Origin of the sequence: Photobacterium sp. 2_MG-2023 (genome assembly GCF_030547675.1) — a bacterium.
GTDB classification, from domain to species: Bacteria; Pseudomonadota; Gammaproteobacteria; order Enterobacterales; family Vibrionaceae; genus Photobacterium; species Photobacterium arenosum.
Genome location: NZ_JAUOQQ010000008.1, coordinates 161,553 through 174,745, shown reverse-complemented (window position 1 = coordinate 174,745; position 13,193 = coordinate 161,553). Strand labels below are relative to the sequence as shown.

Here is a 13,193-nt window from a genome sequence, read left to right as displayed (position 1 = left end):
GCGTAGCCTGTGGCGCCGTAGGTATAATCTTTCTGACCCTGAGGGCCGTTTTCACGGAGTAAAGTGTTCCCCAGCCAGTCAAACTGCGTTTGTTCACCATTCACGGTTTTGCTGATCCGGCGTCCCAGAGGATCATAGATATAGGCAGCGGTCACTTCGATGCTGGATTGCAGTGTGGTTTCACCATTTCCGGCATCTGCGCTGGTCACCCGCTCGCGCTGGTAACCGACCAAACGTTCTGCGTCGTTATAGGTGAAGGTTTCGATGGTGCTGCCGTCTTTGCGGGTTTTCTTGCTCAGGTTACCGCGCAGGTCATATTCGTAGCTGAACTGATTATCTTCCAGCAACTTGCCGTCCGGGCTGTAAACACCGCCGAAGTCTAACCGGTTGCCTAAATCATCGTATTGATACTGATATGCTCCGGTGACAGTGTTCGCCTGCACTAAACGCTGGCTGGCATCATAGGCAATGGTCTGATTCACACCATCCTGAGTGATGCCTTCCAGTAACCCCGACAGACTGTACGCATACTGCCAGTCTTTACTGAACGCGCCCTGGTTGTACCGCCGTGAGGTTAAACGGTTTAATGCATCGTACTGATTGGTTAACACCAACCCGTCGGGTGTTTGCTGGCGGGTGAGCATCCCGTTGGCATTCCAGGTAAACGAATAGCTCCCCTGTGGCGTGGTCATGTTCTGGATCTGACCATTCGCATCATAAGCAAAACTGACGGGGGTCCCTGCGTTATCCCATTGTGCAATCTCACCAAATGGGGTGTAGCTGTACTGATGGGTCAACCCCTGACTGGTTTCCGACGTCAGCCTGGCCCATTGGTCATAGGCGCGAGTCAGCGTATCGTTGGCATTGCTGATTTGGGTCAGTTGACCACGTGCGTTGTAAGCGTATTCAACCACTTCCGAGCCAACCGATAGCCTTACCAGCCGCTTGCCATCGTCATATTCATATCGGGTCACGATCCCCATCGGATCGGTACTGCTGGCCAGCAGGTTATCCGTCCGGTAGGTATAGGTTTCTTTGCTGCCGTCATAGCGGGTCAGTACACTCAACCGGCCATCGCTGTCGTAACTGTAGGTTTCCGTAGCGCCGTTAGGTGCAATCACAGCGGTCAGCTTTCCGGCTTCGTCGTAGGTATAGCGGGTTTCAAGACCTGCCGGGTCCCGCTCGCTGAGTTGACGGCCTAATGCATCGTACTGATAATGCCAGCTTTGCCCGGCAGCATCCGTCACTTGCGTTAAGTAGCCATTGCCGTCATAACTCAGGGTTTGGGTTTGCCCCAGTGCATTCACGACAGCAACTAGCTGCCCCTGATTGTTGTATGTGAAGGAAGTGACATTGCCTTCCGGGTCTGTGGTCCTGGCAAGCAGGCCATTTGCCAGATAACTGCGATGTGTCGTCTCCCCCTTCGGCGTCGTGACGGAGGTCAGGTTGTGACTGGCATCATAAGTCAGCGAGATGGTTCGGGATGCGTCACTGCCTGAGGTTTCCAGACTGGAATTGGCAGGCAGATCAACCATGGCATTCGGATACCGACTTTCTCCCGGATACAGGTACTGCGTGATGAGATAACCGTGGTGCTGCTGCGTCACCCGATCGGCATCATCTCGAGTTACGGTCTGGCTGTAGCCCATGGGATCGGTTACAGAAGTCGCATAGCCTTTTTCATCCCGCGTATACACGGTTTTGTAACCCAGTGGATCAATATCTTCGATGCGCTGACCACCCGCACTGAGTTTAAAACGCCAGTTCGCACCCATGCTGTCCGTTTTCGTGACCCAATCGGCGCTGTAGTCATAATTGAAAGTATTGCTGCCCTCGGTATAAGATTTCACGCGGGCGCCGTTGTAAGTGACCGAGGTGACAACCATGCCGGCTTCATCGCGGATCTCTTTCAGTTGGCTGTAAACAAAAGCATCACCACTGGGCTGATACCGGCCATACTGATAGGTCTGGCTCTGGCCCATTGGATCAGTCACAGAAACCAGTTCACCATCCACATTGTAATCATACAGCCACTGGCGTCCGGCCTGATCGGTCACGGCCTGCACACGGCCGCTCGCGTTATAAGCCAGTGTGAGCGACTGAGAAAAACCATTACTCAGTTCAATCAGGCGCTGATTCTCATCATATTCATACGTCACCTGATTGTTGTTGCGGTCGGTTTTTCTCAGCACCAATCCCGATGAAGAAAAAGTAATCGAGTGGCCCTGTTCAAAGGCAAGGGTTGGCGTTTCTCCCGCGATTAAAGTTGCTTTTACACGATCAGGCGAGAGATATCCGCCCTGCCCGTCCGGCAGGAAAGTCATCCGGCGGCCATTGCCAACGCGATAGATAAATTTCGTGAGGGTTTCAACGCCGCCATCAGCGGTTTCCTGTGTATCCGTGACTTTCAACAGAGAAATTTCGCAATTGAACGTCCAGCCTTTTCCGAAGGGACCATCTTTCGGATCATTCGAATTAAAGACGCGTCGAATCGACAAAGGCGTCGCATGACCAACGACCAGATCCACGTCATGCCAGACAAAATGCCCGGTCTTCAGATAAACGGGAGACCCTTGCTCGCAGTTGCTGTCTTCACTTTCCGATTCTCCGGGCCCCGGTTCATTTTTCGGATTATTGTTCAGCGTCGTATCGTGTCCCTGATCCCACGGGTAGTGATACGCCAGTAAAGGAGAACTGAATAACAGCGCACTGAAAAATGCCGTCACCGCTGCGAGTCTGATCTTCATGATGCATTCTCCTCTGCGGGAACCGTTTCAGGCTGGATAGCGCGAATAGATTGCGTGTACTGATTGAATCGTGTCTTTATCTGCTCCAGCTTTGCCTGTTTTTCCGGATGAGACAGCAAGTAAACGGCAATATCCCCTTCATGCACAACGCCAAAACGCGCATGTTCTGCCGGTGAACAATCATAACGTGCGAAGGCTGCATTCACTTTCTGCGCAATCTCCGAGTCGGCTTCATACATCAAATCCACATTGGCCTGTTGCTGTAGCAAGATCAGGCGTTGCGCCATCCCATCCACCGTATGCTGGCGTGACTCAATTTCAATGGAAACATACTGCTCAATACTCAGATTGCATGCGGCCATAACGGGCACTGTTACCCATGCGAACAATACGGCAATAAGAAATTTCATAGTCTGCTTACCTGTAATTTGATAAGACGAACGATCATTAGTAATACACCCGCTGGACGGTATAGAGGTACGGGCTGACATACCCTTGCGGGTCAATAGCACGGATGCCGAGGCGATATTTCCCGGGGGCAACACTATTGCCGTCGTCGGCTTTTGCGTCCCACACCAGTTGCTGACTCCCCGCAGCCACATTGCTGAATAGTTGCCGCCGAACCAGTGCACCGGTATCGATATCGCTGACGCGAAGTTCAATATCGGCAGGTTTATTCAGTGAGAAAGACAGATGACTGTTGCCATCGCTGGTTTCGGTATGGGTATTCGGTACCACGATAGAAGGCTGTGCCTTAAAGCTGTTCAGCACCGGGCCGGAGGACAAAAAGATGGTATTATCCCCCATCGAATATCCCCAGATACCAAACAGGAACTTGTTCGAAGCGGTCGTTACAACCGGTTTGCCATCATCCCCCAAGCCACTCCACACGATGCGGTGCTTGCCTTTACCCAACGGTTCGCGGTTTTTAAAAGTCACCAAACGCGTATTGGTATTAAATAACCCCATGAATGCCGTCACTTCAGAAGGCTTGTTCAACGTGAATTCAATCACCAAAGGTTTGTTGTTATAGGGCTCAAACGTACTGGGAATCCGGCTGCGACTGGGGTTATAGGCCGCGCCACTTGTTGAAGGACGTAAATCAAAACGCACAACCCTGCCGTCTTTGCGATAGTTCAGCACGGCATAATAATCGCCCTGTGGCAGTGGCTGTCCCTGAGCATCCAGTCCATTCCAGATATCTTCATACGTGCCTGCCTCCCTCTCCTGCCAGGGAACAAGCGTACGGACGATCTGACCCAGGCGATCTTCAATTTGCACCGTGAGGTACAGATTGGCACTGATGACGGTTTTCACCCGAGCGGCCTGCCCGGCTGTCGGATCGATACTGTTGCCAATAATGCTCAGACTCAGACTTTCCTGCACAGTGACCTGCTGAACATCTTTGGCACTGCTGCCGTCACTGAACTGCACCGTCAGCGTGGGGAAAAAGGTTCCGGCACTTTTGTAAACCCACTGAACCGGATCCAGGGTAGAAGTGATTTCATCGGTGAGCCCATCGCCATCGAAATCCCAGAGCAAATCCTGAACAGCCACTAAATCCCTGTTGGTTACCGCCGGTGTCAAAGTCACCGTCAGCGGAGCATCCCCTGCCGGGTTATCTAGTGAAACACGGGCCGTCGGTGAGTCCGGATCCACAGCGCGAATTTCAATATTCGGTAACGCAACCCGGGTTTGTTTACCCAGCGTATCGGTCACAGACACGGACGCCTGAAAATTGCCGACTTGCTCAAAAGTAAAGCTCACGGTTCCGGCAGTATCACTGGTCGTATCCACCTGCCCATCACCGTTAAAGTCCCACGCAACGCTCGCGATCCCCTCATTATCTGTTGCACTTGCCGTAAATTGCACAGTCAGGGGCACATGACCATTGGTTTGATTCACTGTGGCACTGACAACAGGCGCTGCATTCTCCACTTCAATGTCAATATACCCCGTATCTTTTCGACCAATGGAGTCGGTAATTTCCAATGTTGTCTGATAAGTACCGGGCATATTGAAGGTATAACTCTGGCTTCTGCCAACGGTATCCTGGCGATCGAATACCCCGTCACCATCAAAATCCCAGCGATAATAATTAATCGCTTTATCCGTTGTAATATTCGGACTGAACAAGACTTTCAGCGGCGCTTCACCGGAAGCTGGCACTGCGATAATTTCCGATTGAATCGGCACCGAAATTTCAGCGAGCAAAGAAAACTGTGCTTCTGACTGATTACCCCAGGTATCTTTCGCTTTCACAACCAGAGTAAATTCACCATCCGCCCAGGGAGAAAGCGGCTTGATGATTAAATTATCTTCCAGCCATTCCAACGCAAATTCAGTATTCTTTGTTGATGTAGCTCTATAGTCTGCAGGTTCCTGAGACAGATGTGCATCTGTCACCTGTACAATCACTGGCTGATATTCATTCGTCAGCGGTTCACCTGGCTCGGGGCTGATAAGCGCTACCTCTGGCCCGGTCAAGTCTGCCTCGCCCAGATAGACCCATGGCCCCCAGGGCGATAAACTGCCTGGTTCCAGCCAAATCGTCCACCAGGCTGCGAGATAAATCTTCCCATGGAAAAATACGGCATCCCCGTGGCGATACACTTCATGGCGAGACCAGGCAGGCGGCAGACCATTGATAGAAACCGGCGTCCAAACATGCGGAGACACGTCCGGTTGTTCGCCCCGGTTCCAGAACTTCGCCAGATATAAATGCTCGTCATAGACCACCAGATCCTTTCCGCGGTAAATCTGGGTTTCCTGCCATGGGGGAGCATCAAATAATTCAACGGCTACCGCCTGACAACTCGTAAAAAATACAATTGCCAAAGCGACATAATGAAAAGCTTTCATCATGCTTCCTTAGAATGAACCTGAGGATAAATGAATAGAAAAAGCCTAGACAACGAGAGCCGCTGTTTGTTTACTTTTTAATGTGGATTATCAGAAAGGTGAGAAGCAGCAATTTGCTATGAAAATGACAACTCCATCAGTTTCTTTCAGAGGCTTGTTTGATTTGTGCGCAGTATGACGGTCAGTGAAATATCAGGAAACGTGCTGGCAATTTGCCCTGATCAACAATTATTCATTCACAAATTTGACGGACGAAACACCCACTTGCCCGTCGAATCCGGTAATGTTGACGGTCAGATAATGCACGCCCTTTGAATAATTCGAAGGCTTAAATTGCCAGGTAAAAGGGACATAACCCTGTTCTTCTTCCGAAACGAATTCACCGTCAATGAAAAAGCCGACTTCATATAAACTCTCTTCAACCAGCCCCCGATCCGCGAGAGGAATATCCACTTCAACGGTGGTCAGCTGACTGTCCGGATTTTGTTGAAGCGCCAGTTGAACCCGGGGATCTAAAGGGAGGTACTTGGGTTTGAAAAATACCTTTGAGAGTACTTGTCCCTTTCTTGTTTCCTGAATACTGGCTCGCTGATCCGCTGACTGTTCCGGATACCCCAGCGACCGACGCCACTGCGTGTAGCTGATGGATTCATTCTGCCAGGTCAGGATACTGTGTTCGGGAAGCTGATAGGCCGTGGCCATCACCGCAAAATTCGCCAGCCCGGTAAATGGAAAGACTTCAGAACGATCACGCCCGTTCCATTGAATCACATGCGTCCCGGCAGCTTTCGGCTGCCAGTTCACAACCGTTCTTAACATTGCCCCGGATTGAATACCTGCCCGCATTAATACGCGCGCTGGTTTCTCAAGCGTGATTTTCAATCGATAGGGAGACTCGATAGAGAGCGGTACATGCGCGATCACTTCCCCACCGGAACTGTCTCGCGGAGACACCGAAATCTGGGTGTTATTTTGCCGGTATCGCACCACAGGGAACCAGGCTTCGTTTGGCACTGGCTGATCCCGCATGTCCGTCCCGTTCCAGGACAGCTTGAGTACACCTGCATTTGTAGATTGCATCGGATATAACGTCTTCGCCAAATCACCATCAGGCGAGACAATATCCACCTGCAACTCAACCGCTTTGGTCACACGAATCAACACCGGGAATTGTTTATCGCGTGCAATATCAAACGTATGAGAAGTAAAGGATTCTATTACAAAAGGATGCGAATCAGCCTGAGCAAACCATGGAAACACTGTCATCATGACAATCATTAACCAAGCATAACGACTTTCCACTATTTTCACTGTGTAATCTCCAAATCCCGGATATCAAGAATATGTTCCAGCTTGATTTCAACAGCCCCGCTCGCCCCCAATCGCATCAACCGGCCCCGGCCTTCGGCCCGGCGCACGAAATAGAGCACTCCGGATGGGGACAGCGATGGCCAGAGATCCGTGCCTTCGGAATGGGTTAACTGCGTCGACCGGCCGGATGAATCCGTTTGCCACAACTGAAAATGAGTTGACGCTCTGAAGCTATACACAGTGCGTTGCTGTTGTGTATCCCAAACCGGATATCTGACGATCCCATTGTGCAGCGTCAGTTGCTTTGCGCGGTGTGTGACCCGATTTTTGAGCCAGGCTTCCTGAACAATACCGCCGCAGTCCAGCATGCAGCTCACCACACTGAACAGGAAATTTGCATCATTAAAATCGGGATCAAAAATTTTTCCAAGCTGCTGATGAATATCAGAAAAATGCTGTTGTCGGGGTTGCCATACAGTCAACGCTGTCCGTTCACTTTTCCGCTCAAACAACCGAATGGCAATCAGCGACTGACCTTGTTCACCAAGCCGGATTTGCGTAAAAGCATCCGCCGCATCGCTGGATACTAAAGTGTTCGTGACGGCGTTTTGTCTGTCCGATATCGTGCCGTCCGCACGAATAAATACCATGCGATTTGCTGACGGCGACCAGGTGAATTCCCGGGGTTCGGTTAAGTCACTGACTCGTTCAGGCAGACCATTTTCATCCACAGTAAATGCCCGCCAGCCTTCGGCTGTCAGACCAATAAACGACATTCCGCGGGGTAATAAATCCTGTGCCAGGCTCAACGACGGTAGCCACAGAGCAACAAGGAAGATGAGCCATGCCTTCATCCTGTACTGGCCCTTCGCATCGGTTTCGGACGAAGCAATAACCTTCGGAGAATACCGAGACCAATCAGTATCATCAGCACAATCAACACCATCTGTATGATGGGATGACGCGACTCCGTCCCGATCGTCAACGCATGCCAGGCCGCCAGATAAAACGCTGGAATCGCAAACCGGTGACCCCATTTTTGCAATGTCCCGGACAGCCAGATTCTGGCAAGAACAGCCGACAAAATCAGAATCAGCGCAACCAGCCCTACCGTAATTCGCGCGTGGTAATAATCGTCAATATCCGGCAGTAAAAAATGGCCTGTAAAATGACCGCTTCTGAGTGAGGTTGCCGCAATAAAGCCACTGACATGCAGCAAGACCATCAGGAGCACACTTGCCCCGACCCAACGATGCACCTTTTGCTTGTTTGCAAAACTGAATTTGACGTGAAATAGTCCGATGAGCGCCTGAACACCAAAAAGGAGCAGAGAAATCAACGCCGCCAGCTTAGACAGGACGTAAAACCCCTGACCAGCAGGGACGACATCAGTGAAATACAGAAACGGATTGCCTGTATTTTTGCTCCATACGATCAGTGGCAGAAACACGACAAACAACGTTACAAAGAGGCATTGCACCCGATTGATTTTCAACATCACCGCTCCCTGGCTCATGGTTAATTTTCAGTTGGGAGTCCGGCGGAACGCCAGCCGTTTAAACCCGCAGGTTCCATTAAAACAACATTCTTAAGCCCTTTATTCCGCAGTGCTTTTGCTGTTTCAAAACCACGGAAGTCTTTCAAACAATACGGGACAACATAGCCATAGCCTTCCATATATGAAACATTAAGCTCATTGATTTCTCGCAGTGGAATATTTATTGCGCCCGGAATGTGCGACTCTGCATATTCATCCGGTTCTCGGGTATCAATAAACAGTACAGCCCCTTCACGTTGTGCTTTAGCCAGCACCTCAACCTTTTCCTGAGTCACACCATGCGCATATTCAGCGCTGAACCAGTTTGCCTGCACCTGAAAAGCCAGTAACCCGAATAAACATACAAAAAACCGCATTGCCAATCCTTTGCACAAAATCATTATTGAAGAACATAGAAAAAGATATGCAACTCTGCTGATTACAACCAACAAAGTTCGGTCTGGCCGGCAGTTGAACTATTAAACTGTGGGCACCCTCTAAATCATGAAGTGATAACAAACAAATCAGTTACAAACAGCGTTCATGTGTTTGTTCACAGATCATGATTGACGAGCTATTGTTCTCCTCCCGGACAAAACGTGATCTCACTATCCATTTTCAACTTGGCTAACAGCGCATTGGTGAAATTTCGTGATCCAATAATCAAAAAATTACTCTTGATCCTATTTTTTTGAATCCCCCCCTACAAAGTGTGATCCACACACTCAGCCCCCCTGCTACTCCATAAATCAATAGCTTCAGGGAGGATGTTACGCCTTTACTGCAGGCGCAGAATAAAAACATCCGTTACGGACGCAATCCTTCTCAAAAAAGCACTAGGATTAATTTCAGCAGTGCAAAAGTTGACTGAGGGGCGCGCTAATCAGGGTGAGCATTACCTGTACCTGAGCATTCTGATTACTGCATTCGGCGGAGCCGAAAGCAAACATGATAATAAAAACGCATCCATCAAGGAGTTAAGCAATGAAACTGAACAAAATCTGCCTGACAGCTGCTGCCGTCTCCGCGGCACTGATGTCTGCCGCTGCTTATGCAGAAGTGGACTTTCACGGTTATATGCGTGCGGGTGTTGGTGTGAGCGGTGAAAACGGTTCAACTGTCGCTTATGAGAAAAATAAAGTCGGTCGTCTGGGCAATGAAAATGACGTTTATGGCGAACTGGGTCTTGGCAAGGAAGTGTACAACGAGAATGGTAAATCATTCTATGTTGACTCTATGCTGGCTGTCGCCACTGACGGTTCAAGTGACTGGGAAGGTTTGGGTGTAAATGACGATGGTTCTGATAACATCGCCTTGCGCCAGTTCAATGTGGTGGCGAAAGGTTTCATTGCAGGCGATCAGGATGCCGCTGTTTGGGCAGGTAAGCGTTTCTACCAGCGCCACGATATCCATATTTCTGACTTCTACTACTGGGACACTTCAGGCGCCGGTGCCGGTCTGGAAAACCTGAGTGTAGGTCCGGGTAAAATGTCTGTGGCTGTGATTCGTGATGATTCCGGCGAGGTGAACGTCAACAACTTTGATCTGCGTTATGCCGGTCTGGGTCTGTGGAACGATGCCAGCCTGGAGCTGGGCGTGAACTACGGCTTGGTCAACGCGACTGATGCTCAAGATGCAGCCAGTGATTTCAACGACGGTGTAATGCTGACAGCAGAGCTGACTCAGGGCGGATTCCTGGATGGTTTCAACAAAACTGTGCTGCAGTTTGGTACCGAAGGTTACGGTGAGCAAATGGCCGGCCTGGGTGCGGGTCACTACTTCAATGCCACCTCAAATGATGGTGCGCAGGGTTACCGTCTGATCAACTGGGGCGTTATTGCACCCTCTTCAACCTGGGAAATTGGCCACCAGCTGATTTACGCAAACACCAGCTACGACAGCAAGGATGATCACACTATCATTAGTGCCGTTATCCGTCCTGAGTACAAGTGGAACGACAACGTAAAGACTATCTTCGAAGCCGGTTACTATGACGAAGACAATTCTGGCGTCGACAAATCTGGCAGCAAGCTGACTATCGCTCAGGCTTTAACGGCAGGACCAAGCTTCTGGGCACGTCCTGAACTGCGTTTCTACGCCAGCTACCTGTCTGATTACGATAACGACAATGCCTTCGGCACTGGTAACGATACTGAGTACAACATTGGTGCTCAGGTTGAAGCCTGGTGGTAATCAAACACTGATACCGTGTGTTAAAAACAGCCAGTCGCTATTGACTGGCTGTTGCTTTTCAGGGAATTACAAACTTGTCTTTCATGCAGCATACCGACATTGGCTTTGGCTCCACACTCACCAGCGAAGGGTGCCATTTTCGTTTACATAGCCCGGATATTATTACTTTAGAGGTGGTGTTATTCGACAAGGAAGGCATTGCCACTGCGCGTCATAGTCTTGAGCGCCAAGAGAGTAATAGTTGGCATGTTTTCATTCGGGGTATCGGTGAAAATACCGGCTATGCCTTTCTTGTGACTACAGCAACTGGCCCTTCAGCGCAATGGCTGCTTGATCCCCATGCACACAGGGTGCAGCACCAACCAGCATCCCATCCGGGCTCTGATCTGGTTACTAACCCTGAATGGATAGCCTACACCACTTGCCATGATTTCGACTGGCAAGGGTGTGAGCGGCCTGCAATTGCTCCGGAGAAAACCATTCTGTGCGAAGTGCATGTGAAAGGCTATACCAAGGCCAACCCGGATCTTCCCGCCAATCTGCGCGGCACGTATTCAGGTCTGTGCCACCCTGCAACTTTGGCCCATTTCAGACAATCAGGCATCACTTGCCTACAGCTAATGCCAATTGCCGCAAAAGCGGATGAAACGCACCTCTCTGCCAAGAGTCTGACCAATTTCTGGGGCTACAACCCTATCGCATGGTCTGCACCGGACGAACGCTTTGCCTCAACCGATCCGGTGCGAGAGTGTAAAACCATGATTCGCACCCTGCATGCCCATGGCATAGAAGTCATTCTCGATGTGGTGTACAACCATACCGCCGAAGAAGGGGATGGCGGCCCGGTATTTCACTTTAAAACACTCGACAGCTATAGCTATTTAAAGGATGAGCTGGGGCAGTTCAAAAACTATACCGGCTGTGGCAATACTCTGGATGTCAGCCACCCGCCCATGTTGCAGGCGATATTGCAGTCAATGCGTAGCTGGGTACTGAATTATCAGGTAGATGGGTTTCGGTTTGATCTTGCGACGACACTGGGCCGACGCCAGAGTCATTTTTCGTCAGAGTCTGCTTTCTTTACTGCCATACATAATGATCCGGTGCTCAGCAGCGTAAAACTGATTGCCGAGCCCTGGGACATAGGGCCGGATGGCTATCAGTCAGGCGCTTTTCCGGCCGGCTGGCATGAATGTAACGACCAGTTCCGGGACAATTGGCGAAGCTTCTGGTTGCATAACGCCCCTGGTTCTGCGGTTGCCCCTCACCTGTTGGGCTCGCAAGCACAGTTTCCTGCCCAACACTGGCCGCAAAAATACAGTATTAATTACATCTGTTATCACGACGGATTCACCCTGCAGGATTTGGTGTCATTCAATGACAGGCATAATCATGCCAATGGCGAAAATAATCGGGACGGCCATCCTGATAACCGATCCAATAATCAGGGGACAGAAGGTTTAGCTGCAACAGCCGCCATTCAAAAAAGACGGGAAAAGCAAAAACGCAACCTGATGACCAGCTTATTGTTCAGCCTGGGTATTCCCCATCTGTTAGGTGCTGACCTGCACTCGCACAGCCAGCAGGGAAATAACAATGCTTATTGTCAGGACAATGACACCAGTTGGGTAAACTGGGCACTCTCCAGTGAAGAGTACAAGTTCAGAAGTTGGCTGCAGTCACTGATTCAGCAACGTCAGACTGTCATGCCAGTTATCATGAAAGCAATGTCAGGCAAGACGTCTGCACCAGCCACGATTAGCTGGCTGACTCCCACAGGAACACCTATGGATGACCAGAATTGGGCCATGCGCCAGCCTTTTTCCTGTCTGATTCAGGCCGACGAAAATAACGCCCTGTTTTATCTGTTCAACCCTGATGATTATCCGGTACGCTTCTGCTTGCCATCGTCACTGCACAGCTGGGCTTGCCTGGTTGATACCGCCGAGGATCAGCTGGCTGCTCGGAATATTCACCAGTCAGACTGCCTGGTCCGGCCCGTTTCTATGGTGATCCTCATTCCGGCATCCGAAAACACAGGCAGTCGTCTTATCTCCTAAACTTAGGGTCTTGTATAAACTTCAGGCACAGACTTGTAACCCCGCCACAACAATGATAATAATTATCATTAAAGTTTATTAAGTGTGGAGCGATTGATGAGCAGATCCAGTACGCTGTACCGACAGTTCTTTCTGGCAGAAGAGCGTTTTCTGAATCACCCTCTTATCCCAGGGTTCGAACAGGATGTCATCGTTGACATGACGCAGGCCGGAATGAATCTGGCAGCGTACTACGGGCAACAGAACGCATTGCGCAACCCTCTGCTTCAGGAGCTGTTTCTGAGGCGCGTCTTCTTTCATTTGTGCAACAGTGTTGAAGATAAACACCAGTCCCGTGTTTTTCGCCGTATTTGCCTGGATTATCTGCATTGTCCCTTGCTCGCTCTGAAAAAATGTTATGGCGGCAATCACGTCAGTAAATTCCTGTCTCTGAAACAAAGCCTTCTACAGTTACATCATTCCTCCGGATTATAAGGAACCACG

General features: G+C 50.2%; 10 protein-coding genes. 3 read left to right on the top strand and 7 right to left on the bottom strand.

Features of this window, described 5'->3' with window-relative positions:
- From Q4491_RS08955 to Q4491_RS08925, 7 genes are all read right to left on the bottom strand, one after another.
- The coding region (locus Q4491_RS08955) for a DUF6531 domain-containing protein (RefSeq protein ID WP_303456666.1) at positions 1 to 2,747 on the bottom strand (2,747 nt) is incomplete at its 3' end.
- Positions 2,744 to 3,157 carry a hypothetical protein gene (locus tag Q4491_RS08950; protein WP_303456663.1) on the bottom strand — a complete coding sequence of 138 codons (414 nt, stop codon included), beginning with the start codon at positions 3,155 to 3,157 and terminating at the stop codon, positions 2,744 to 2,746. The genes Q4491_RS08950 and Q4491_RS08955, both read right to left, overlap by 4 nt.
- 37 nt (positions 3,158 to 3,194) lie before the next feature.
- Positions 3,195 to 5,612, bottom strand: coding sequence for a FlgD immunoglobulin-like domain containing protein (locus Q4491_RS08945; protein ID WP_303456660.1), 2,418 nt, complete (start codon positions 5,610 to 5,612; stop codon positions 3,195 to 3,197).
- A 225-nt stretch (positions 5,613 to 5,837) separates the two neighbouring features.
- Complete coding sequence (locus tag Q4491_RS08940; RefSeq protein ID WP_303456657.1) at positions 5,838 to 6,920, bottom strand: hypothetical protein; 1,083 nt, start codon at positions 6,918 to 6,920, stop codon at positions 5,838 to 5,840.
- On the bottom strand, positions 6,917 to 7,774 hold the full coding sequence (locus tag Q4491_RS08935) for a hypothetical protein (protein WP_303456653.1): 858 nt from the start codon (positions 7,772 to 7,774) through the stop codon (positions 6,917 to 6,919). The genes Q4491_RS08940 and Q4491_RS08935 overlap by 4 nt, the downstream gene beginning before the upstream one ends.
- Positions 7,771 to 8,418: a hypothetical protein gene (locus Q4491_RS08930; protein WP_303456650.1), complete on the bottom strand. Its 648-nt coding sequence runs from the start codon at positions 8,416 to 8,418 to the stop codon at positions 7,771 to 7,773. The genes Q4491_RS08935 and Q4491_RS08930 overlap by 4 nt, the downstream gene beginning before the upstream one ends.
- A gap of 20 nt (positions 8,419 to 8,438) precedes the next feature.
- Positions 8,439 to 8,858, bottom strand: coding sequence for a rhodanese-like domain-containing protein (locus Q4491_RS08925; RefSeq protein WP_303456647.1), 420 nt, complete (start codon positions 8,856 to 8,858; stop codon positions 8,439 to 8,441).
- A gap of 589 nt (positions 8,859 to 9,447) precedes the next feature.
- On the opposite strand from Q4491_RS08925, the gene Q4491_RS08920 reads away from it, so the two are divergent.
- The 3 genes from Q4491_RS08920 to Q4491_RS08910 all read left to right on the top strand — a co-directional run bounded on the left by Q4491_RS08920 (position 9,448) and on the right by Q4491_RS08910 (position 13,184).
- Positions 9,448 to 10,650, top strand: a complete 1,203-nt coding sequence (locus Q4491_RS08920; RefSeq protein WP_303456681.1) for a maltoporin — start codon at positions 9,448 to 9,450, stop codon at positions 10,648 to 10,650.
- Between the two features lie 83 nt (positions 10,651 to 10,733).
- Positions 10,734 to 12,710: a glycogen-debranching protein gene (locus Q4491_RS08915; RefSeq protein ID WP_303456678.1), complete on the top strand. Its 1,977-nt coding sequence runs from the start codon at positions 10,734 to 10,736 to the stop codon at positions 12,708 to 12,710.
- Positions 12,711 to 12,806: 96 nt separating this feature from the next.
- Positions 12,807 to 13,184 carry a hypothetical protein gene (locus Q4491_RS08910; protein ID WP_303456644.1) on the top strand — a complete coding sequence of 126 codons (378 nt, stop codon included), beginning with the start codon at positions 12,807 to 12,809 and terminating at the stop codon, positions 13,182 to 13,184.
- Positions 13,185 to 13,193: the final 9 nt, after the last annotated feature.

Coding starts and splice junctions, on each gene's coding strand:
- Q4491_RS08945 (WP_303456660.1), bottom strand. CDS start 5,612: ATGATGAAAGCTTTTCATTATGTCGCTTTGGCAATTGTATTTTTTACG.
- Q4491_RS08910 (WP_303456644.1), top strand. CDS start 12,807: ATGAGCAGATCCAGTACGCTGTACCGACAGTTCTTTCTGGCAGAAGAG.
- Q4491_RS08930 (WP_303456650.1), bottom strand. CDS start 8,418: ATGTTGAAAATCAATCGGGTGCAATGCCTCTTTGTAACGTTGTTTGTC.
- Q4491_RS08950 (WP_303456663.1), bottom strand. CDS start 3,157: ATGAAATTTCTTATTGCCGTATTGTTCGCATGGGTAACAGTGCCCGTT.
- Q4491_RS08925 (WP_303456647.1), bottom strand. CDS start 8,858: ATGATTTTGTGCAAAGGATTGGCAATGCGGTTTTTTGTATGTTTATTC.
- Q4491_RS08935 (WP_303456653.1), bottom strand. CDS start 7,774: ATGAAGGCATGGCTCATCTTCCTTGTTGCTCTGTGGCTACCGTCGTTG.
- Q4491_RS08915 (WP_303456678.1), top strand. CDS start 10,734: ATGCAGCATACCGACATTGGCTTTGGCTCCACACTCACCAGCGAAGGG.